The following is a 24,343-nucleotide window of genomic DNA, read 5'->3' as shown; positions in this document are numbered from 1 at the left end:
AAAAGCTTCTGGATTGGCTTAACTAAAAATTCCATCTGAATTAAGTTTCGCTTTATGAAAAAAGATTGAAACTGTCTAGGAGGTATTATGGATAGTATAAAAAAATATCTAGAAAAAATAGGAGTATATAAAAACTTAGATAAGAAATACGATAATATTTTATTAAGTAATATAGTTTATTTTAAAGAAGATAAGATTGTATATTTTTATTTAAAATCAAAGCAAATACTCAATATATCTGAACTTAGGGATATAGAAGGTAAGATAAAAAATGAGTTGACTTTTTTTAATGATGTGAAATTCAAAATTAGATACATGGATATTGAAGATGATGTAAATGCTGTTATAAATAAGTATTGGAATAATATAGAGTTTATAATGAAGTCTATGGTTCCATCTATAAAATCTAGTGAAAAGATTAAATGGGAATACATAGATAGGTGCTTAGCTATAAAGGTAGAAAATGAAATAATATATAAAATATTAGAGACGAAGAAGGCTTCTTATTCTATAAAAAACATGATAAATGAAGAATTAGGTTTTGATTTAAGTGTTAGATTTGATCTTGTGAATGAATGCCATATGGATTTAAAAGAATATATAAGTAAAAAAGATGAAGAAACCGATAATTTACTTTCTAATAGGATTATACCGAGCACAAAATCTGAAACAATTGAAACTAAAAGTAATGATCATAAGGTTGAAAAAGAGGAAACAGACATTATATATGGTAAAGGTATTACCGATTCTATTGAAATTATTAAAAATGTAACCCCAGAAACAGGAAGAGTATGTATAAAAGGAGAAGTATTTGACGTTGAAAATCGAGAGTTAAAGGGTGGTAGAACTCTACTAACTATTTCTATAACAGATTATACAAGCTCTATAAAATGTAAATTATTTTTAAGAGAAAATAATAAAGATGGTGTAGTGGACAATATAAATAAAGGTTCGTATTTAAAAATTAGAGGTAATGCTTTGTTTGACAATTATTCTCAGGAGTTGATTGTAAATATTTCTGATATACAAAAATCAAAGAAAAAAGAAAAGCATGATAGAAGTGATAAAAAAAGGGTAGAATTACATTTGCATACTCAAATGTCTGCTATGGATGCAGTAACATCAGTATCAAAGGTAGTTGAAAGAGCTGCAAAATGGGGACATAAAGCTATAGCCATTACTGACCATGGCATAGTGCAGGCTTTTCCAGAGGCAATGGATGCATCTAAAAAACATGGCATTAAGCCTATTTATGGAGTAGAAGGATATTTAGTAGATGATACTAATCCTGTTATAAAAAATCCTAATAAACTATCTCTAAGTCAAACTTTTGTGGTATTTGATCTTGAAACAACAGGTTTTTCAAATAAGAATGATAAGATAACAGAAATTGGTGCTGTTAAAATAGAAAATTACGAAATTGTGGATAGGTTTAGTGTGCTAGTAAATCCGCAAAAGCCAATACCGTATAAAGTTCAAGAACTTACAGGGATAACTAATGATATGGTTAAGAACGAGAGAACAATTGAACAAGTACTGCCTGATTTTTTAGAGTTCATACAAGATAGTGTATTAGTTGCTCATAATGCTGAGTTTGACATAGGTTTTATAAGAGAAAATTGCAAAAGAATGTCTTTAGATTTTAATAACATATATGTTGATACTATAAATCTTGCTAAAGAATTACTTTTAAATCTTAAAACATACAAATTAAATACGGTAGCCAAGGCTCTTAAAATTTCTCTTGAAAATCATCATAGAGCAGTAGACGATGCTGAAGCTACTGCAAATATATTTATAAAATTTTTGGATATGCTAAAAGATAAGGGTGCAACTCATTTGCATCACGTTAATGAACTGTTTAAAGTTGCTGATTTTAAAAAGATAAGAAGTAACCATATAACTATATTAGTTAAAAATTATACTGGTCTTAAAAATTTATATAAGTTAATATCAAAATCGCACATAGAATATTTCTACAAGACTCCTAGAATACCAAAAAGTGTTTTGAAAGAATACAAAGAGGGACTCTTAATAGGATCTGCATGCGAAAATGGAGAAGTATATCAGAGTATACTTAAAAACAAAGAAGAGTATGAAATAGAGGAAATATTAGAATTATATGACTATCTAGAAATAATGCCACTTGATAATAATAAATTTATGATAGAAAAAGAAATTGTTAAAGATTATGAGGAACTCAAAGACCTAAATAAAAAAATTATACAACTCGGCAAAAAGTATGATAAATTAGTTGTGGCAACAGGAGATGTTCACTTTATAGATCCTCATGATGAAATATATAGAAAGATATTAAAGCATTCTCAAGGATTTAAAAGTGCTAATGAGGAGGTACCTCTTTACTTTAGAACAACAGACAATATGTTAGATGAATTTAGATACCTAGGAGATAAAGTAGCTAGAGATGTAGTTATAACTAATACAAACAAAATAGCAGATTTAATAGAAGAAATAAAACCGATACCAGATGAAACATGTACTCCTGTCATAGAAGGGTCAGAAGAGGATCTTAGGGAAATGTGTTATAAAAAAGCTCATGGTATGTATGGAGAAAAACTTCCGGATGTTGTTGAAAAACGACTTGAGAGAGAGTTGAATTCTATAATAAGTAACGGGTACGCAGTATTATATATAATATCACAAAAACTGGTTACAAAATCTTTACAAGATGGATATTTAGTTGGATCGAGGGGTTCTGTTGGATCATCATTTGTTGCTACTATGAGTGATATAACAGAGGTTAATCCTTTACCAGCTCACTATAGATGTGAAAAGTGTCTAGGATCTGAGTTCTTTGAAACAGGTAGCTATACGTCGGGAGCTGATTTGCCTGATAAAGAATGTCCGGTTTGTAAAATACCTTATATAAAAGATGGACATGATATACCTTTTGAGGTTTTCTTGGGTTTTGAAGGTGATAAGGAGCCAGATATTGACCTTAATTTTGCAGGAGAATATCAGCCAAATGCACATAAGTATACAGAAATACTATTTGGGGAAGGATATGTATATAGAGCTGGAACAATAGGAACAATAGCTGACAAAACAGCCTATGGATTTGCTAAAAAGTATATTGAAGAAAATGAGATAAAAACTACATCGGCAGAAATAAATAGATTATCTAAAGGATGTACTGGTATTAAAAGAACATCAGGTCAGCATCCTGGAGGTGTAATGGTTGTGCCTCATTATAAAGAAATATACGATTTTTCTCCTATTCAATATCCTGCTAATGATTCTACATCTGGAGTTATAACGACTCATTTTGACTATCACTCTATAAGCGGTAGAATACTAAAACTTGATATACTAGGTCATGACGTTCCAACTATAATAAGAATGATTGAGGATATAACTGGAATTAACGCTACTAAAATACCTCTTGATGATCAAAAGACAATGTCTATATTTACATCGACAGAGGCTTTAGGTGTTACTAGTGAAGAAATAAATTGTACTATAGGAAGCCTTGGAATACCTGAATTTGGAACTAAATTTGTAAGACAAATGCTTATAGATACTCAGCCTACAACTTTTGGAGAGCTTGTCAGAATATCGGGCTTATCACATGGTACAGATGTTTGGCTTAATAATGCTCAAGACTTGGTTAGAGACGGAGTAGTTACACTAAAAGATGTTATATCTACAAGAGATGATATAATGAACTATTTGATATTTAAAGGTTTAAAGCCTAAGCTTTCATTTAAGATAATGGAGAAGGTCAGAAAAGGTAAGGGACTAACTCCAGAAGATGAAGAGGAAATGAAGAATAATGATGTTCCGCAGTGGTATATAGATTCTTGTAATAAGATTAAGTATATGTTCCCAAAAGCGCATGCGGTAGCCTATGTTATGATGTCGTTTAGAATAGCTTATTGTAAGGTTTATTATCCACATTCGTTCTATGCTACTTACTTTACTACTAAAGCAGAGGATTTTGATGCGGATTTAGTTATAGAAGGTAAGGATGAGGTTGTTCACAAGATAAAAGAAATAGAAAGTCTTGGCAACAATGTTACTGCAAAAGAAAAAGGTATGTTAACTGTACTTGAGGTTGTTATTGAGATGTTTGCAAGAAATATAGAGATTTTAAGAGTAGATCTTTACAAATCAGATGCTAAAAAGTTTAAAATAATAGATGATAAATTATTACCACCTTTAATAGCTCTTCAGGGAGTTGGAGCTAATGCTGCTATTAATATAGCTAAAGAAAGAGAAAAGGAAGAATTTCTTTCAATAGAGGATTTGAGAAAAAGGACTAAGATTTCAAAAACTGTAATTGAAACATTAAAGGGCCATGGCTGTATTGAAGACCTTGATGAGACCAACCAGCTATCTCTTCTGTGATAAGTTGCACAAAAAAACATTATATGGTATACTGTTATAGAAAAATATATATACTATTAAAATATAGAGTGGGGATGATGCCCACTCTTTCTTTTATAATAGATAAGAAACAAGAATTATTAATGAAATGAATAAATTAAAAACTAAATAAAGGAGGTATACATACATGAAAAGAAGTATAGAAAATACAATAGAAGAAATAGTTTTGCCAATAGTTGAAAAAAATAACTTTGAATTAATAGATGTAGAGTATGTTAAAGAAGCTGGACATTATTACTTAAGAGTGTATATAGATAAAGAAGGCGGAATTGGATTAAATGACTGCAAAATGGTAAGCGAAGAATTGAGCGAGTTGTTAGATGAAACAGACCCAATAAAAGAAAACTATTTTTTAGAAGTTTCATCACCAGGAATTGATAGACCATTAAAAAAGGACAAAGATTTTGACAGATATAAAGGTAGAGACGTTGAATTAAAACTTTATAAAGCTGTAGATGGTCAAAAACAATTTGAAGGAAAGCTTGAAGGATTATTTGAAGGAATAATAAAGATAAAAACAGATAAAGACGAAATATTAGAATTCAATAAAAAAGAAGTATCTATAATCAGATTATCTGTAAAATTTTAACAAGGAGGAGAAATAATGAATTTAGAATTCATAGAAGCTTTAGAGCAATTAGAAAAAGAAAAAGGTGTTTCTAAGGACATACTAATAGACACTATTGAAGCAGCACTTGTTTCGGCATATAAAAGAAATTTTGGTTCGTGTCAAAATGTTAGAACAGAAATAGATAGAGATAGTGGTGAAGTTAAGGTTTACTCTCAAAAAAGAGTAGTAGAATCTGATGATGTATATGATGATTTTTTAGAAATATCAATAGATGAAGCTAGAGAGATGAATAAGAATTACGAACTAGAAGATCTGGTTGAATTTGAAGTTACGCCTAAAAACTTTGGAAGAATTGCAGCTCAAACAGCTAAACAAGTTGTTGTTCAAAGAATAAGAGAAGCTGAAAGAGATGTTATATATGAAGAATTTATAAATAGAGAAACTGAAATAGTTACAGGAATAGTAGCTAGAGTAAGTAAAGGTATAGTATATATTTCACTTGGCAAGATAGAGGGAGTGTTAAATCAAACTGAACAAATACCAGGTGAAACATATGAAGTTGGTCAGAGAATAAAATCATATATATTAGAAGTTAAAAAGACAACAAAAGGGCCTCAAATACTTCTATCTAGAAGTCATCCTGGTCTTATCAAAAGATTATTTGAATTAGAAGTACCTGAGATATATGATGGAGTTGTTCAAATAAAATCAATATCAAGAGAAGCAGGATCTAGAACTAAAATGGCAGTTCACTCTATAGACGAAAATGTAGATTCAATAGGAGCTTGTGTTGGATCTAAAGGATCTAGAGTAAAGAATATAGTAGATGAGTTAAAAGAAGAAAAAATAGACATAATAAAATATAGTGAAAACCCTGCTGAATTTATATCTAGTGCACTAAGCCCATCAAAAGTAATTTCAGTTGAATTAGATGAGCAAGAGAAAAGTGCAAAGGTTGTAGTTCCAGATTATCAATTATCATTAGCTATAGGAAAAGAAGGACAAAATGCTAGACTTGCAGCAAAGCTTACTAACTGGAAAATAGATATAAAAAGTGAAAGCCAAGCTAATAATTAATAAAATAGGAGGCGATATTCTTGAGTCAAAAGAAAATACCTCAGCGAAAATGTATAAGTTGTCAGGACAGAAATTCTAAAAAAACATTGATAAGAATAGTAAAAAATAAAGACGGAGAAATATTTATAGACAATACAGGTAAAGCTAATGGTAGGGGAGCTTATATTTGTGCTAGTAAAGAATGCTTAGAAAAAGCTATAAATACTAAGGCATTAAATAGAGCCTTTAAACTAGAAATACCAAAAGAAGTCTATGATAGTTTATCGGAGGAAATAGAAAAATATGAACAATAAAATTCTTTCGTTATTGGGTATTGTTTTAAGAAGCGGGAACTTGGTTTCTGGAGACGATACTACATTATCTGAGCTTAAAAAAGGAACAATAAAATTAATTATAATAGCAGCTGATGCATCGGAAAACACAAAAAAGCTTTTTAGAGATAAATCTGAATATAGAGATGTACCTTATATAATAGATTTTACGAAAGAAGAGCTAGGAAGAAGTATAGGAAAAAGCAATAGAGCAGTAATAGGTATAAAAAGCGAGCAATTTGCAATGAAAATAAAAGAAATTAGTAGGGGGTGAAGCTTTTGTCAAAGACAAGAGTTTATGAAATCGCACAAAAATTAGGAATGTCAACTAAAGAAATTATGGAAAAATTAGAATCATTAGACATAAATGTAGCCAATCATATGAGTACTTTAACTGATGAAGAAGCAGAATTAGTAATGGAACTTTCAAGCGAAGAAGCTGTAAGTAGCGAAGAGGATAATATGACTGAAATTAAAATAGGAGATAAAATAACAGTTCAAAATTTATCTCAATTAGTAGAAAAAAGCCCTACAGAAATTATAACTAAACTTATAAAATTAGGAATAATGGCAAGTATAAATCAAGAAATAGATTTTGATACAGCAGGATGTATAGCTATGGATTATGGATTTAAAGCTGTACAAGAAGAGGAATTAGAAGAAGAGAACGATATAGAAATAGAAGAAGATAGACCAGAAGACTTAAAACCAAGACCTCCTATCGTAACTGTTATGGGACATGTTGATCACGGTAAAACGTCATTACTTGATGCTATTAGAAATAGTAAGGTAACAGATAAAGAAGCTGGTGGAATAACTCAACATATAGGAGCTTATGAAGTCGAAGTTGATAGTAAGAAAATAGTATTCTTAGATACTCCTGGACATGAAGCGTTCACATCTATGAGAGCAAGAGGAGCACAAGTTACAGATGTAGCTATACTTGTAGTTGCAGCAGATGATGGTATAATGCCTCAAACAATAGAAGCTATCAACCATGCAAAAGCAGCAGAGGTACCTATAATAATAGCTATAAACAAGATAGACAAGGTTGGAGCAAATCAAGATAGAGTAAAGCAAGAATTGACAGAACATGGACTTTTAGTTGAGGACTGGGGAGGAGATGTAATATCAGTTCCTGTTTCAGCTCTTAAAAACGAAAATATAGATACATTACTAGAAATGATTTTATTAGTTTCTGAAATGGAAGAGTTAAAAGCTAATCCTAACAGAAAAGCAGTAGGAACTGTTGTAGAAGCACAACTTGATAAAGGAAGAGGTCCAGTAGCTACTGTACTTGTTCAAAATGGAACATTAAAAGTTGGAGATGCAGTTGTTGTTGGTTGTGCTTATGGTAAAGTAAGAGCAATGGTAAATGATTTAGGAAAAAGAGTAAAACAAGCAGCTCCATCTATACCAGTTGAAATACTTGGACTTTCTGAAGTTCCACAAGCAGGAGATCAATTTGTAGTAGTTGCAAATGATAAAATGGCTAGAACTATAGCAGAAAAGAGAAAAGATAGAGTTAGAGCACAACAAATGAAGGCTAGTCAAAAAGTTTCATTAGATGATTTATTCAAGCAAATGGAACAAGGTGATATGAAAGAGCTTAATATAATAATAAAGGCAGATGTTCAAGGTTCAGTTCAAGCTGTAAAACAGTCTTTAGAAAAATTAAGCAATGAAGAGGTAACTGTAAGAGCGATTCATGGAGCTGTTGGAGCTATAACTGAGTCTGATGTAATGCTTGCTAGTGCATCTAATGCTATAATAATAGGATTTAATGTAAGACCAGTTGGAGCAGCATCAGATGTAGCTGAAAAAGAAAAAGTTGATATGAGATCATATAGAGTAATATACAAGGCTATAGAAGATATACAATCTGCAATGAAGGGTATGCTTGATCCTGAGTTTGTAGAAGAAGAATTAGGAAAAGCAGAAATTAGAGCTACATTTAAAGTATCTGGAGTTGGAACTATAGCTGGAGCATATGTAACTCATGGAAAACTAGCAAGAAATGCCCAAGTAAGACTAGTTAGAGATGGTATAGTTATACATGAAGGTGAACTTAGCTCTTTAAAGAGATTTAAAGACGACGCTAAAGAAGTAGCTAAAGGCTATGAATGTGGATTTGCTTTAAATAACTTTAATGATTTAAAAGAAGGCGATGTAATAGAAGCCTTTGTAATGAAAGAAAAAGAAAACAGATAGAAGGGTTGTAGATACTATGGCATCATATTCTAGAACAAGAAGAATAGGAGAAGAAATAAAAAAGGTTATAAGTAGATTGCTTTTAGAAGATCTAAAAGATCCTAGAATATCTTCTCTAGTAAGCATTACAGATGTTAATGTAACTTCTGACTTAAAGTATGCGTATATATATATTAGCGTACTTACAGGAGATAAAGATGAAACCCTAAAAGGATTAAAAAGTGCCAGTGGATTTGTTAGAAAAGAAATAGGAAAACAAGTTAAACTAAGATATACTCCTGAGATGATATTTAGACTTGATGACTCTATTGAAAAAGGAGTTTATATGTCTAGCTTAATCAAAGATGTCAACTCAAAAAAAGAAGATGATGTAAATGAATAAAATAATAAATGCTATAATGGGAAGTAATAATTTTATTATTACTTCCCATTATAGTCCAGATGGAGATAATTTAGGATCATCAATAGGATTATATTATGCACTTAAAAGTATGGATAAAGAAGCTGTATTCGTATTAGATGATAATCTTCCCGCTAATTTAGATTTTTTATATAAAGATATTAAAATATATAAATCTGAAGAAATAAAAACTGAAGACTATATACTTATATCTCTTGATTGTGGAGATAAAGATAGACTTTGCTGTAGTAATACTATAAAAAATAATGCAAAAATTACTATAAATATAGATCATCATAGTAGTAATGATTTGTATGCTGATTTAAACTATGTAGACGCTAAAGCTTCATCTACATGTGAAGTTGTATATGATATGCTTATGAAAATAGATAAGAATATTATAGATAAAAAAATAGCCAACTGTCTTTATACAGGGCTTATAACTGATACGGGAAATTTTATGTATTCAAATACTAACCCTAGTAGCTTTGAAATGGCATGTAATTTATTAAAATTAGGAATAGATAAACAAGACATAATACAAAGTATATATCAAAATAATCCTGTAAACTATGTCAAAATACTAGGCGAATCTTTAAATACATTAAATGTTATACAAGAAAAAATAGCGACTATCGAATTAACTACTCAAATGTTTAAAAACAATAATATAACATTTAATGATGTAGATGGATTTGTGAACTATGCTAGAGATATAAGTGGAGTAGAGGTTGGAATTTTATTTAAGCAAAAGAGATCTAATCAAATTAAAGTAAGTTTAAGATCAAAATCATATGTTAATGTAAGTGAAATAGCCAAAGTATTTGGAGGAGGAGGCCATGTAAGAGCTTCTGGATGCACAGTAAATGATTCTTTAGAGAATGCTAAAAAAAGAGTTGTAGAAGAAGTAATAAAGCATATTTAAGAGAGTGATAATATGAATGGGATACTTAATATACTAAAACCAACAGGTATGACATCTCATGATGTTGTATCAAGGGTTAGAAGAATTGCAAATATGAAAAAAGTAGGACATACAGGAACCTTAGATCCAAATGCAGCTGGGGTTTTGCCTATATGTCTTGGTAAGGCGACTAAAATAGCTGAACTTATATTAAATAAAGAAAAAACTTATATAGCAGAGTTAACATTTGGAATACAGACAGATACCTATGACTCTTTTGGTAAGATTATAGAAAAGAAGGATGCAACACATATAAAAGAAGAAGATATATATAAGGTGTTTGAAAAATTTGAGGGAGAGATAATTCAAACACCTCCTATATATTCTGCTATAAAAGTCAATGGGAAAAGATTATATGAACTAGCAAGAAGTGGACAAACTGATATCGAAATAAAATCTAGAAAAGTATTAGTAAAAGATATGAAAATAAAAAGCATAGATAATGAAAAAGTATTATTTGAAGTAACAGTGTCTAAAGGCACATATATTAGGAGTCTTTGTAAGGATATAGGGGATGAACTTGGAGTTGGTGCTCATATGTCATTCTTACTTAGAACGAAATCTGGGAACTTTGATATAAAAAATGCATATACACTTGAAGAAATTGAACAAGCAGCTAAAGACTCTAAACTACAAGATTATGTAATCGGTATAGACTATCCACTTACAAACTATAGAAGAATAGATGTAAAGCAAAGTGCATATAAGGCATTTTCTAACGGGAACACTATATATCCAAAAGGTCTAATAATTAACCAAAAATATCATGATGAAGAATTGGTAAAAGTATATATAGATGATAAGTTTTGTGCCATTGGTAGAATAAAAATACAAGATAGCGATATGTTGTTAAAAAGCCATAAATTATTTATTTAATTATTGGAGCTGAGTTTGATGAAAATAATTACAGATTTACAAGATGTAAATATAGAGCAAGATACTGTTGTAACTATCGGAAATTTCGATGGTGTACATAAGGGTCATCAAAAGATAATAAAAGATACTATATCAATAGCTAAAAAGAAAAAAATGAAAAGTGTACTTTTTACATTTGCTAATCATCCTGTTAATTTTTTTGAAAAAGATAAACTGAAAAATATAATTACTAAGGAAGATAAATATGAAATTATAAATGAAATGGGAATCGATATAGTCGTCTCTATACCATTTAATGAATTTATAACAAAATTAGATCCAAAAGAGTACATACAGGAAATTCTCTTGGATAAATTGCATGCAAAACAAGTAGTTATAGGGCATGATTTTAGATTCGGTCAAAATAGAGGTGGAAATGCTCAGTTTTTAGAAAATATGGGGGGAATTTATGGCTTTGATGTAAAAGTTATGGATCCTATTTGTATGGAAGAGATAAGGATAAGTAGTACTTATGTAAGGAATTTGTTAGAGCTTGGTCATGTAGATAAGGTGAGTGAATTTTTAGGAAGACCATATGAGCTTAAAGGAACTGTTGTACATGGTAAAAAAATAGGAAAAGATATACTAGGATTTCCAACTATTAATTTAAGGTATGATGAAAATATATTGATTCCTAAAATTGGTGTTTATCAAACAAAAGTAAATATAGACGGGAAAATCTATGATGGTGCAACCAACATAGGATATAGTCCAACTGTCAAACAAAATGAATTTACAGTTGAAACATATATACTTAAATATGATGGAGACTTATACGAAAAGGAAGTATCTATTAATTTTATCAGAAGAATTAGAGATGAAATAAAGTTTGATACAATACAGGATTTAAAGAAACAGATGAATATGGATATAGAGAATATAATTTCGTATTCATCATAAAAATAAGTTTACTTATAAAGCAAGTTATGTTACAATGGTTAATGTTGAAACCATTGCTCGGCATTTGATTCACCGACGAATGCTTAGCAATAGGTGATAAAAAATATGGAGGTGTTTTTGATATGTTACAAGGAGCTAAAAAGCAAGAAATAATCGAAACTTACAAAACTCATGAGGGAGATACTGGTTCTCCAGAAGTGCAAATAGCATTACTTACTACTAGAATAAATGAGTTAAATGATCACTTAAAAATGCACAAGAAAGATCACCACTCAAGAAGAGGTCTTTTAAAGATGGTTGGAACTAGAAGACGTTTACTTAAGTACTTAAAAGAAAAAGATTTAGACAGATATAAGACTTTAATCGCAAAATTAGGATTAAGAAAATAATAAAGGGCAGGGTTTACCTGCTCTTTTTAAGTACATAATAAATTATAATTTATTTCTAATAGGGAATAATAAATATATGACGTATTTTAAATAAAGTTGTTTACTAAAACTAAAATTTGTAGTATCTTTTACGTATGAGAGGAGGCAAATTATGTATAAAAATTTTGAAATGGATTTAGCAGGAAGAAAACTTTCTGTAGAAATAGGTAAAGTATGTGAAATGTCAAATGGAAGTTGTATGATAAAATATGGTGACAGTGTTGTACTTGTAAATGCATGTGCATCTTCTCAACCAAGAGAGGGAATCGATTTCTTCCCACTTAGCGTTGATTATGAGGAAAGACTTTACTCGGTGGGTAAAATACCTGGAGGATTCATAAAGAGAGAAGGAAGACCATCAGAAAAGGCTATTTTAACATCTAGATTAATAGATAGACCTATTAGACCTTTATTTCCAAAGGGATATAGAAATGATGTACAAGTTGTAACAACTGTAATGTCTACAGATCCTAATTGTCCAACTGATATAGTGGCAATGATAGGTTCATCTGTGGCTCTTTCGATATCAGATATACCATTTAATGGGCCAACTGGAGCTATATGCATAGGATTAATAGACGAGGAGTTCGTGGTTAACCCAACTGTAGATCAGAAAAAAGAAAGTCAGTTAAACTTAGTAGTATCTGGAACTAAAGATGCTATAATGATGGTTGAAGCGGGTTCTAATGAAGTAAGCGAAGATTTAATGCTAGACGCTATTATGTTTGCGCACGAACAGATAAAAGAGATAGTTGCGTTTATTGAGAAGATAGTAGAAGAGGTCGGCAAAGAAAAGCAAGATGTTGTTTTATATAAGCCAGATGAAGATATTGAAGTAGCTGTTAGAGAATATGCTTGTGAAAATATGAGACAAGCTATAAGAACAGTTGAAAAGCTTGAAAGAGCTGAAAATATGGCCAAGGTTAAAGAAGATACTTTATCTCATTTTGAAGAAATGTATCCAGAGAATATTAAAGATGTGGATGCAGTTTTACATAGTATCATAAAAGAGTTAGTAAGAGATATGATTGTAAATGAAAAAATAAGACCGGATAATAGAAAGTCAGATGAAATAAGATCTATATGGTCAGAGGCTGGAGTTCTTCCAAGAACTCATGGTTCAGGACTTTTCACAAGAGGACAAACACAGGTTTTAACTGTAGCAACTCTTGGAGCTTTAGGTGATGTACAAATAATAGATGGACTTGAGGATGAAGAAGATAAAAGATATATGCACCATTATAATTTCCCTGCGTATAGTGTAGGAGAAACAAGACCATTAAGAGGCCCTGGAAGAAGAGAAATAGGACATGGAGCACTTGCAGAAAGAGCACTTGAGCCTATGATTCCAAGTAAAGAAGAGTTCCCATATACAATAAGATTGGTATCGGAAGTATTAAGCTCTAATGGATCTACATCTCAAGCAAGTGTTTGCGGTAGTACATTATCATTACTTGATGCAGGAGTTCCTATAAAAGATATGGTAGCAGGTATTGCGATGGGACTTATAAAAGAAAATGAAAATATAGCGATTCTATCTGATATACAAGGAATGGAAGACTTCCTAGGAGATATGGACTTTAAAGTTGCCGGTACTCCAAATGGAATAACAGCTATACAAATGGATATAAAAATAGCTGGAATAGATAAAGAAATACTAAAAACTGCACTTGCTCAAGCTAGAGAAGGTAGAATTCATATACTTAATGAAATGAAGAAGACATTAGATACTCCTAGAGAAGAAATGTCTAAATATGCTCCTAGAATAATAAAATTAAAAATACATCCAGATAAGGTTAGAGACGTTATAGGACCTGGTGGAAAGACTATAACTGCTATAATAGAAGAGACTGGTGTTAAAATAGATATAGAAAAAGATGGAGAAGTATTTATAATGTCTCCAGATAAAGAATTAGGACAAAGAGCAAAAGATATGATATTAACTATTGTTAAAGAAGTTGAAGAAGGGGAAATTTATGAAGGAAAAGTAACTAGAATAATGAATTTTGGTGCTTTTGTAGAAATATTACCTAAAAAAGAAGGTTTAATTCATATATCTAATATAGCTCATGAAAGAGTAGAAAAAGTTGAAGATGTTCTTAAAATAGGAGATACAGTAAAAGTTAAAGTTACTGAAATAGATAAGCAAGGAAGAATAAATCTTTCAAGAAAAGCATTAATTGAAAAGCCTGTAAAGAAAGAAACTGAAAAGAAAGATACAGAAGGAAAATAAGCGCTTTATAAAGTGCTTATTTTTTTTTGCATAAATCCATGAATTTAATAATAGATATATATTGGACGAGGTATTAAAATTTAAAACCCTCAAGATAAATTAAAAGGAGATGGATTTATGATAGTTATAATTAAAAAGAAAAAATTAATTAGAGCGGTGTTACTTATATTAGCTATTGGAATGATGAGTCTTATAACTAACTATAGTGTAACATGCTTTAATAATAAGCAAGAACCATTCTATAAAGGGAATAAAGAAAACTCAAACCATGTAGCTATAACCTGTAATGTGGATTGGGGAAATGAATACATAGAGGGTATACTCCAAACTCTTAAAGAAGAAAATATTAAAATAACTTTTATGGTTACAGGTAGGTGGGCAGATAAATATCCAGACCTACTGATGAAAATAAAGGAAGATGGTCATGAAATTGGAAATCATGGATATAAACATATCGATTATAGTAAACTTGACTATAAATCAAATTACGAAGAAATAGAAAAATCAAAAAAGATAATAGACAATATAATAAAAGAGGATACTAAATTTTTTGAACCTCCATCTGGATATTATAATGAAAGTACTGTAAAAGCAGCAGTGGATTTAAATTATATACCTATAAAATGGACAATAGACACTATAGATTGGAAGTATAAAGACAATCCTGAAAAAATAGTACAGAGAATAAAATCAAAAAACATGGAGGAATCTGGTATTATATTAATGCACCCAACAAAAGCTACATCACAAGCTTTAAAATCTATAATAGAAACTATAAGAAACAATGGATATGAGGTGGGAAGCCTTAGCGATGTATTTGATGTTGAATAAATATATAATGTAAACTATAATTAGATGTATAACTTTAAAGGTTGGGAGGCTAGAAAGTGTCTAAGAAATGTACTCTAGATAATGGTTTAGTTATAGTAGGTGAAGAAATAAATCACGTAAACTCTGTAAGTTTTGGAATTTGGATAGGTGCTGGAAGTAGGTATGAAGATGAACATACAAATGGAATGTCTCACTTTATAGAGCATATGTTATTTAAAGGAACTAAGAATAGAACTGCAAAAAAAATAGCTCAGGAAGTAGATAGTCTAGGTGGACAGATAAATGCTTTTACTAGTAAAGAAACAACTTGCTATTATGTAAAAATGCTTGATGAACATATAGAGTCTGGAATAAATATATTGTCGGATATGATATTAAATCCTCTGTTTTTAGATCAAGATATATCAAAAGAAAAAAGTGTTGTACTTGAAGAAATAAGTATGTATGAGGATTCACCAGAAGATTTAGCTCATGACATGTTATTTGAAATGATTTATAAAAACCAAGGAATTGGAAGAAATATATTAGGAACAAGAACTTCTTTACAAAAAATAAAAAGAGAAGATATGATAGAATTTTTTAATAACTACTATGTTCCTAGCAATTGTGTAATATCTATATCTGGTAACTTTGACTTTGATAAAATGGTTGAAATTATACAACGAAAATTTAAAGGCTGGAATAATAAAAAAGATAAAAACATAAATATTAATAATTGTAATTTTAATTTAGGAATTACAACTAAAAATAAAGATATAGAACAAATGAACTTATGCATGGGACTTGAAGGTATAGGACTTGAAAGTGAAGATATATATGCTTTATCAATTGTAAACAATATATTTGGATCTAGTATGAGCTCTAGATTATTTCAAAATATAAGAGAAGAACAGGGAACAGTGTATTCTATTTACTCATATTTAACTATGAACAAGGGGTTAGGTGTATTTAATATAGCTTCGAGTATGAGTGAAAAAAATATATATAAAGTGTACAATTCTATTGTTAATGAAATAAAATCGATTAGACAAAACAGTCTTACAAAAGAAGAGATAAAAAGATCAAAGGAGCAATTAAAGGGAAATTATATATTAAGTCTTGAAAGTACCAGCAGCAGAATGATGTCTATGGGTAAGTCACAAATTTTACTAAATAAGATAAATAACCCAAAAGATATAATAAATAAAATAAACAATGTAGCAGATGGTGAAATAGATAATATAATAAAAGAGATTTTTGACATAGATAAAATAGCCATTTCTGTAGTTGGTAAGAACAGTGAAAATTTAAGTTTTTAGGGGGGAGTAGTATGAAATTATCTTCTATTGCTGGCAAAGAGATTGTTAATCTGACAACAGGGGAGAGGCTGGGAATTATAGCTGAATCAGACTTAGTAGTTGATGAAGGAACAGGAAAAATTATGGCTTTGGTTATACCAAGAGATAGAAGCTTCTTTTCATTTAGAAGAGATAAATCTACCTTAGAGGTTCCATGGAAAAATGTAAAAAAAATAGGTAATGATATGATCATAATTGAATATGAAGGCAATATATAACGTTGGAGGGCTAGACTATGAGTATATTAGTTCAAAAATTTGGAGGAACATCAGTAGAATCGTATGAAAAAATGAATAAGGTATGCGAAATAATAAAAAAATACAAAGATGATGGACATGACTTAGTTATTGTAGTCTCTGCAATGGGAAGAAAAGGCGCTCCATACGCAACAGATACTCTGATACAACTTTGTAAAGAAGTTAATGAAGATGTATCAAAGAGAGAACTTGATCTTATAATGTCTTGCGGTGAGATAATATCTGGTACTATACTTGTTAATATACTAAAAAGTAAAAAAATCAACTCTGTATTATTAACAGGTGCTCAAGCTGGAATTATTACTAATGGAAAATACGGAGACTCATCAGTTGTTGATGTGAATCCGAATAGAATAAAAGAAGAACTAGAAAAAGACAATGTAGTAGTAGTAACTGGATTCCAAGGAGTAACAGAAAATGGAGAGGTCACAACACTTGGAAGAGGAGGAAGTGATACATCTGCTGTAATTGTTGGAGCAGGGCTAAATGCGAGAGTTGTTGAAATTTATACAGATGTAGATGGAATAATGACTGCTGATCCTAGAATAGAACCAAATGCTAAGGTTATAGAGTGTATAAACTATGAAGAAGTATTCCAAATGGCTGAAAAAGGGGCTAAGGTCATTCACCCAAGAGCAGTTGAAATAGCTAAGAATAATAATATTATTTTGAAAATTAAGAATACTTTAAATCCAGGAAATGGAACCAGTATAGGTTCATATTTATCAAAAGAAATAGACACATATATGAATAATAACAAAGATTTAATGACAGGCATAGCTAATGCAAACGGTATAGTGCAGGTTAAAATTATGGATTGTGAAGAAACTATATTCACAGATGTATTAAGTGATATGGAACAAAATGATATAAGTATAGATATGATAAATTTCTTTGTAAAAGAAAAGGCATTTACTATTGATGAAGAAAAATCAAAGTGTCTTGAAAAATTGCTTGATAAATACAGTATAAATTACGAAATAGTAGAAGATTGCTCAAAAGTCACTTTAATAGGTAGCAGAATCAATGGTATACCAGGAGTCATGGTTAGAATAGTTAGGGTATTATCTCAAGAAAAAATAGAAATACTTCAAACATCAGATTCTCGTATGACTATATCTTGCCTAATAAAGAAAAAAGATTTGATAAAAGCCGTTAATGCTCTTCATAGAGAATTTAACCTATCAAAATAAAGCGAAACTTAGATTTAGATGGAGTTTTGACTGCAACTAAATTTTTAGTTGAGCTTTAAAAATTCTATAATTAAAGTATAAATAAGTTGCTATTTAAATAGTAGCTTATTTTTTTGCTTAATTTCCTATATATTGGGCAAAATAAGATGAAAGTAAATTGTTTGTTAATGCAATTACAATAATAGGAGGAAATTATGGAAAATAAAAAAAATAAAGATGAGTCTAAGAATAAGGAAATGATAGAAGATATAAAACAGTTAGGAACTCCTAATTTAGGGCTTGATAATAAAGAAATACAGTGTATAACTATAATTGGTGAAATAGAGGGACATATGATGTCTGCTCCTCAGAAAAAAACAACTAAATATGAGCATATAATTCCACAATTATACGCAATCGAAGAAAATCCTAATATAAAAGGAGTACTCGTAATATTAAATACTGTAGGAGGAGATGTAGAAGCAGGGCTTGCTATATCAGAACTTATAAATAGCTTATCTAAACATACGGTTACACTTGTATTAGGAGGAAGTCATAGTATCGGAGTGCCTCTTGCCACATCAGGAGACTATTCTTTTATAGCTCCAACTGCAACCATGACAATTCATCCTATAAGAATGAATGGGCTTGTAATAGGGGTAAGTGAGACTTTTGAATATTTTAGAAAAATGCAGCAAAGGATTACAGATTTTATAACTAGAACGTCAGATATAGATAAAGAAAATCTAAATAAATTAATGAACTCAAGAGATGAACTTGTAAATGATGTAGGAAGTGTACTAATAGGAAAAGAAGCGGTAGAATACGATTTAATAAATGAAGTGGGAGGATTAAAAGAAGCTATACAGCATTTGAAAAATTTAATTTCAGATGAAAAATCAGACGAAAATTCGCAGGAAAATAAATAATATGTTATAATTATAAGATAAAAGTGTTAGTGTGAAACGCATTAGCACTTTTATTAATGTAATAATATACACAATTTATGTACATAATCTATGTATTATATATTTTAATGGGGTGATGCTTATGGGAAAAAGAAAGAAAAAACAAGCTAAAAACAAGTTAGACAATAAGTTTATGCAAGAGCTTAGAGACCTTAGCTTGATATTTTTAGGATTATTCCTTTTATATAGCTTAAAGACTAATTCGATGGGAAAAGTAGGGTATTTCATTAAGGTAATGTTTTTGGGATTTTTCTCAAAGTTATCGATAATAGTACCGTATATTATAATTTTAATAGGAGTAATCAATCTAATAAACAGTGACAAAATTAAAAATGTAAAAAACTATAAATTGTATTATCCTTTAATATTTATAATGGTTTTAATTTATGGACTTATGAAAAAGGATTTTATACCAATAGATAGTCCGTTTATACCTCAGAATTTAAAAATAATATTTTCTATATCTATAGAGGGGAACGGCAGTGGGATATTTAGTACTATAATAGCATATTATTTTATTAAATTATTTGGAGTTAAAGGTTCATATATAGTGAGTAGTTTTGCTTTAATTGTTATTATTTTATTTGCTTTTAACATATCAATACAAGATGCTTTAGAAAGATTAAATAGTTTACTAATAGATAGTTTTACTTCTTTTAAAAATTTTGTTGTTGGTTTTGTAACAGTTGAAAGAAAACAAAACAATAAACCTAAAAAGAAAATTAAAATTAACAATGAAAAAGATTCTTGCGAAGAAAGTCCAAAAGAAAAGCCTATAAAAATAATAAACTTTGATCAAGAATCTAAAACTGAAAATGAAGTAGACAATGTAAAAAACGAAGAATACAACAAATTAAGCTTAGAAGATAATAATGTACAAAAGCCTAATGGAAAAAATATAGATGAAAAACAAAATATAGATAAAAAACAAGATGATGATAAAGAAAAAGAAATAAAAATAGTAACAAATTCTGAAGTAGAAAATTTCTCTGATTATAAGATACCTAATATAGAGTTATTAAAAGAGTCTGCCAATAATGTTGATTTAAAAGATAAAAAACAAATACTAAAAAATGCTAAAGTATTAGAACAGACACTAAAAGATTTTGGTGTAGAAGCAAATATAAATCAAGTTACTAAAGGACCAACTATAACTAGATATGAAATTCAACCAAAAGCTGGAGTAAAGGTTAGTAAAATTGTAGGACTAGTTGATGATATTGCTTTAAGTTTAGCTGCAAAGAGTATAAGAATAGAGGCTCCTATACCAGGAAAAGCCGCTGTTGGGATAGAAGTTCCAAATGAACAAGTACAAATTGTAACACTAAGAGAGGTTATAGAATCTAAAGAATTTACAACTAATGAATCAAAATTATCATTTTCATTAGGTAAGGATATATCAGGAATGCCTATAATTACTGACATATCAAAAATGCCTCATCTACTTATAGCGGGTGCAACTGGATCTGGTAAAAGTGTTTGCGTTAATACACTTATAAATAGTATACTGTATAAAGCAAAGCCAGATGAAGTTAAGTTTTTAATGATAGATCCAAAAGTTGTAGAGCTTACAAATTATAATGGTATACCACATTTACTTATACCTGTTGTGACAGACCCTAAAAAAGCAGCATCTGCTCTTAGTTGGGCAGTAAGCGAGATGAATAGAAGATATAAATTGTTTGCAGAAAATTCAGTAAGGGATATAACTGGATACAATAACAAGATAGAAGAAAAATTGCCTAAAATAGTAATAATAATAGATGAACTTGCAGATTTAATGATGGTAAGTCCGAATGATGTTGAGGATGCTATATGTAGATTAGCACAGATGGCAAGGGCAGCAGGAATGCATCTTATAGTAGCTACACAAAGACCTTCTGTAGACGTAATAACAGGGGTTATCAAAGCTAATATACCATCAAGGATTGCATTTGCTGTATCTTCTCAGGCAGATTCAAGAACAATACTAGATATGGGTGGAGCAGAAAAACTCTTAGGAAAAGGAGATATGTTATTTTATCCCGTTGGATCTGCTAAGCCTGTAAGACTTCAAGGAGCTTTCATATCTGATAATGAAGTGGAAGAAGTGGTTACTTTTGTTAAAAGTCAAGTAGAAGAGGTTACATATACAGAAGATATAATAGAAGATATAAATAAAGGAATAAGCATAGAATCATCTGATGTCGATGATTTATTGAGTGATGCTATAGAACTTGTATTAAATAGTAATCAAGCTTCAGCTTCTATGCTTCAAAGAAAATTTAGAATAGGATATAATAGAGCAGCAAGACTTATTGATCAAATGGAGGAAAGAGGATTAATAGGTCCAAGTGAGGGAAGTAAACCAAGAAAAGTTTTAGTTACTAAAGAAGAATTTGAAAGTACAGTGGGTGAATAATTTGAGTAATATTATAGAGATTGAAGATTCCTTAGAGTTAAAAAACAGTATATTTGTAGATGTAAGGTCTGAATCAGAGTATGAAGAGGATAGAATTAAAAATTCGATTAATATACCTATTTTAAATGATGAACAAAGAAAAATAGTAGGTACATTATATAAACAAGAAGGCAAAGAAAAAGCTATAGAAAAAGGTTTAGAATTAATAGCTGATAAATTAAAGGATATTTACATAAAATTAAAGAAACTATCAAGTGAGTATGATAATTTAATAGTATATTGCGCAAGAGGAGGAATGAGGAGTTCTCTTTTGGTTAACTTTTACTCAGGACTAGGTATTAGCATGTATAAGCTAGATGGAGGGTATAAAAGTTATAGAAACTATGTTATAGATTTTTTAGAAAATGCAGATGAAAATTATGAATTTATAGTACTGCATGGATTAACGGGTGTTGGAAAAACAGATGCTCTTAAATACTTAACAAAAAAAAATATTAGCAGTTTGGACCTAGAGGGATTTGCTCAAAATTGTGGGTCTGTATTTGGTTATTTGGGCTTTCAGGAAAAACCACCTAGCCAAAAAATGTTTGAAACTTTACTATTTGAATATATAAGAAATTCAAACTCTAAGTACATATTTACAGAAAGTGAAAGTAGAAGAGTTGGATATGTGATGTTGCCAGAAAATATATATAACATGACTATAGAAAAGGGATACCATATACTTGTTGAAGATAGTACAGAAAACAGAATTAAGAGATTAGTAAATCAATATGTGAGTTTAAGCTCAAAAGATGATGATAAAATCCTAGAGTCAATAGAAAAGCTTAGAAAAAGATTAGGAAGCGAAAAAACAAATTACTTAATTGAAAAGCTCAATTTAAAACAATACGATGAAATAGCAAAAGAGCTTATAATAAATTATTATGATCCTTTATATAAATATTCTATTGATAAATTTAAATATGATTATGTTATAGATTGTAATGAATTTGAAAAAGCCATGGATAATTTAATAGACATACATAGACAGTTACATGAAGGGAGCTTAAAATAAATGAGTTTAAAAATAGCATTAGAATCATTAGGATGTTCTAAAAATTTAGTAGATGCTGAGGTTATGTTAGGGATACTTAAAAATAATGGATATAGACTTACAAGTAATTTTGAACAAGCAGATGTAATAATAGTAAACACTTGCGGGTTTATTGAGTCGGCAAAAGAAGAGTCTATAAATACAATATTAGAACTTGCAGAGTATAAAAAAACAGGAAATTTAAAAATACTTATAATGTCTGGTTGCCTAGCACAAAGATATAGCGAAGAAATGAAAAACGAAATAGAAGAAATAGATGCTATAGTTGGTACAGCAAGTTATTCTAAAATAGCTGAAATAATAAAGAGATTGTCTGAAGAAAAAAATATAGTTGAACTTGATGAAATTGATTTTGTATATGATGAAACACTACCAAGATATACTACAACTCCGTCTTATATGGCTTATTTAAAAATAGCTGAAGGATGTGACAATCACTGTACTTACTGTATAATACCTAAATTAAGAGGAAAATATAGAAGCAGAGAAGTAGAAAATATACTAAGAGAAGCAAAAGAACTTGCAAAAAATGGAGCTAAAGAACTAGTAGTAATAGCTCAGGATACAACAAGATATGGAATTGATATATACAAAGAGAAAAAACTTGCTTACTTACTTCAAGAACTTGCAAAAATTGATGAACTTAAATGGATAAGAGTTATGTATTCATATCCAGAAGAATTAAATGAGGAAACAATAAAGGTCATAAAAGAAAACGAAAAAATATGTGCTTATTTTGATATGCCAATACAACACTGTAATAATAGAATATTAAAGCTTATGAATAGAAGAACTACTAAAGAAGAGATAAAAAGTAAGATAGAACTTATAAGAAAAGAAATACCAAATGCTTGTATTAGAACATCTATAATAGTAGGATTTCCTTCAGAAACAGAAGAAGAGTTTGAAGAATTAAAAGAGTTTGTAAAAGAAGTTAAATTCGATAGACTTGGAGTATTTGCTTATTCTCAAGAAGAAGGAACTGGTGCAGCTAAGCTAGAAAATCAAATAGACGAAGAAATAAAATATACTAGAAGAGATGAATTGATGCTTGTTCAGCAAGAAGTATCTCTTGACAATAACCAATCTAAGATAGGGGATATGTATGAAGTCTTAATAGAAGAAAAATTAGAAGACAACGTATATATAGGAAGAACATACCAAGACGCTTATGAAATAGACGGCGTTGTATATGTAAATACAGATAAAAAATTAGATATAGGGCAATTTGTAAATGTAAAAATAAATGATGCTTTAGAATATGATTTAATGGGAGTGATGTTAGATGAACCTAGCAAATAAGCTGACTATACTTAGAATATTGTTAGTACCTGTATTTGTAGTAGTAATACTTTCTGGTATTAAAAATTCACTATTGATTTCAGCATTAATATTTGCAATAGCATCGATAACAGACTTTTTAGATGGATATATAGCAAGAAAATATAATTTAGTAACTAATTTTGGAAAGTTTATGGACCCTTTAGCCGATAAATTATTAGTTGCAGCAGCTTTTATAACTATGATAGATTTAAATCTAGTATCATCATGGGCTGTAATAATAATAATATCAAGAGAATTTGCAGTTAGTATATTAAGAGCAATAGCAGCATCATCTGGAATAGTTATAGCTGCTAGTAAATGGGGAAAAGCAAAAACAGTGTCTCAAATACTAGCTATAATGATGATTTTATTAAATATACCATACTCAAATATAGTTATGGGTATTGCTGTAATACTTACAATATACTCAGGATACGATTATATAAATCTAAACAGAAATATATTTAAAGATATGGATTAAAATAAATAAGACCTTGAAATCTATGTGGATTTTAAGGTCTTATTTCTGTTATATTACATT

Annotated in this window: 21 protein-coding genes; all 21 read left to right on the top strand. The window is 29.8% G+C overall.

The features are described 5' to 3' along the window. Positions 1-87: 87 nt before the first annotated feature. The 21 genes from M2214_RS10420 (at position 88) to pgsA (ending at position 24,283) form a co-directional block, all read left to right on the top strand. The gene (locus tag M2214_RS10420) at positions 88-4,368 is read left to right on the top strand and encodes a PolC-type DNA polymerase III (protein WP_248477293.1); all 4,281 of its coding nucleotides are present in this window, start codon (positions 88-90) and stop codon (positions 4,366-4,368) included. A gap of 166 nt (positions 4,369-4,534) precedes the next feature. Next, positions 4,535-4,996, top strand: a complete 462-nt coding sequence (gene rimP, locus M2214_RS10415) for a ribosome maturation factor RimP (RefSeq protein WP_248477277.1) — start codon at positions 4,535-4,537, stop codon at positions 4,994-4,996. A gap of 15 nt (positions 4,997-5,011) precedes the next feature. Next, positions 5,012-6,055 carry a transcription termination factor NusA gene (nusA, locus tag M2214_RS10410; protein ID WP_248477275.1) on the top strand — a complete coding sequence of 348 codons (1,044 nt, stop codon included), beginning with the start codon at positions 5,012-5,014 and terminating at the stop codon, positions 6,053-6,055. Positions 6,056-6,075: 20 nt separating this feature from the next. Continuing rightward, the gene (rnpM, locus tag M2214_RS10405; protein ID WP_248477267.1) at positions 6,076-6,348 is read left to right on the top strand and encodes an RNase P modulator RnpM; all 273 of its coding nucleotides are present in this window, start codon (positions 6,076-6,078) and stop codon (positions 6,346-6,348) included. Then, positions 6,338-6,640 (top strand): L7Ae/L30e/S12e/Gadd45 family ribosomal protein, encoded by a 303-nt coding sequence (locus M2214_RS10400; protein WP_248477265.1) that lies wholly within the window; start codon positions 6,338-6,340, stop codon positions 6,638-6,640. Before rnpM ends, M2214_RS10400 begins: the two co-directional genes overlap by 11 nt. 5 nt (positions 6,641-6,645) lie before the next feature. Continuing rightward, positions 6,646-8,577, top strand: a complete 1,932-nt coding sequence (gene infB / locus M2214_RS10395) for a translation initiation factor IF-2 (protein WP_248477263.1) — start codon at positions 6,646-6,648, stop codon at positions 8,575-8,577. Between the two features lie 16 nt (positions 8,578-8,593). Continuing rightward, a complete protein-coding gene (rbfA, locus tag M2214_RS10390) occupies positions 8,594-8,959 on the top strand; it encodes a 30S ribosome-binding factor RbfA (protein WP_248477241.1) in 366 nt (121 codons plus the stop codon). Next, on the top strand, positions 8,952-9,902 hold the full coding sequence (locus M2214_RS10385; protein ID WP_248477227.1) for a DHH family phosphoesterase: 951 nt from the start codon (positions 8,952-8,954) through the stop codon (positions 9,900-9,902). The genes rbfA and M2214_RS10385 overlap by 8 nt, the downstream gene beginning before the upstream one ends. Positions 9,903-9,914: 12 nt before the next feature. Further along, positions 9,915-10,817, top strand: a complete 903-nt coding sequence (gene truB / locus M2214_RS10380) for a tRNA pseudouridine(55) synthase TruB (RefSeq protein WP_248477225.1) — start codon at positions 9,915-9,917, stop codon at positions 10,815-10,817. Between the two features lie 18 nt (positions 10,818-10,835). Next, entirely contained in the window at positions 10,836-11,756 is a 921-nt protein-coding gene (locus M2214_RS10375; RefSeq protein WP_248477222.1) for a bifunctional riboflavin kinase/FAD synthetase, read from the top strand. A 122-nt stretch (positions 11,757-11,878) separates the two neighbouring features. Beyond that, on the top strand, positions 11,879-12,145 hold the full coding sequence (gene rpsO, locus M2214_RS10370) for a 30S ribosomal protein S15 (protein ID WP_248477220.1): 267 nt from the start codon (positions 11,879-11,881) through the stop codon (positions 12,143-12,145). A gap of 151 nt (positions 12,146-12,296) precedes the next feature. Then, positions 12,297-14,417 (top strand): polyribonucleotide nucleotidyltransferase, encoded by a 2,121-nt coding sequence (gene pnp, locus M2214_RS10365; protein WP_248477218.1) that lies wholly within the window; start codon positions 12,297-12,299, stop codon positions 14,415-14,417. A 117-nt stretch (positions 14,418-14,534) separates the two neighbouring features. Next, the gene (locus M2214_RS10360) at positions 14,535-15,248 is read left to right on the top strand and encodes a polysaccharide deacetylase family protein (protein WP_248477216.1); all 714 of its coding nucleotides are present in this window, start codon (positions 14,535-14,537) and stop codon (positions 15,246-15,248) included. 56 nt (positions 15,249-15,304) lie between these two features. Continuing rightward, a complete protein-coding gene (locus tag M2214_RS10355) occupies positions 15,305-16,546 on the top strand; it encodes a M16 family metallopeptidase (RefSeq protein ID WP_248477214.1) in 1,242 nt (413 codons plus the stop codon). A gap of 11 nt (positions 16,547-16,557) precedes the next feature. Next, positions 16,558-16,803, top strand: a complete 246-nt coding sequence (locus tag M2214_RS10350) for a YlmC/YmxH family sporulation protein (RefSeq protein WP_248477212.1) — start codon at positions 16,558-16,560, stop codon at positions 16,801-16,803. A gap of 17 nt (positions 16,804-16,820) precedes the next feature. Continuing rightward, positions 16,821-18,035, top strand: coding sequence for an aspartate kinase (dapG, locus tag M2214_RS10345; protein ID WP_248477210.1), 1,215 nt, complete (start codon positions 16,821-16,823; stop codon positions 18,033-18,035). Positions 18,036-18,229: 194 nt separating this feature from the next. Then, positions 18,230-18,943 carry a ClpP family protease gene (locus tag M2214_RS10340; protein ID WP_330651485.1) on the top strand — a complete coding sequence of 238 codons (714 nt, stop codon included), beginning with the start codon at positions 18,230-18,232 and terminating at the stop codon, positions 18,941-18,943. Between the two features lie 121 nt (positions 18,944-19,064). Further along, positions 19,065-21,383, top strand: a complete 2,319-nt coding sequence (locus M2214_RS10335) for a DNA translocase FtsK (protein WP_330651484.1) — start codon at positions 19,065-19,067, stop codon at positions 21,381-21,383. A gap of 1 nt (position 21,384) precedes the next feature. Then, positions 21,385-22,440: a tRNA 2-selenouridine(34) synthase MnmH gene (gene mnmH / locus M2214_RS10330; protein ID WP_248477207.1), complete on the top strand. Its 1,056-nt coding sequence runs from the start codon at positions 21,385-21,387 to the stop codon at positions 22,438-22,440. Next, positions 22,441-23,781, top strand: a complete 1,341-nt coding sequence (gene rimO, locus M2214_RS10325; protein WP_248477204.1) for a 30S ribosomal protein S12 methylthiotransferase RimO — start codon at positions 22,441-22,443, stop codon at positions 23,779-23,781. It begins immediately after the preceding gene. After that, on the top strand, positions 23,765-24,283 hold the full coding sequence (gene pgsA / locus M2214_RS10320) for a CDP-diacylglycerol--glycerol-3-phosphate 3-phosphatidyltransferase (protein WP_248477202.1): 519 nt from the start codon (positions 23,765-23,767) through the stop codon (positions 24,281-24,283). Before rimO ends, pgsA begins: the two co-directional genes overlap by 17 nt. Positions 24,284-24,343 lie beyond the last annotated feature (60 nt).

The sequence above is a fragment of the Tepidibacter aestuarii genome, from assembly GCF_934924865.1.
Classification (GTDB): domain Bacteria; phylum Bacillota; class Clostridia; order Peptostreptococcales; family Peptostreptococcaceae; genus Tepidibacter_A; species Tepidibacter_A aestuarii.
This window is presented reverse-complemented; position numbering and strand designations above follow the sequence as displayed.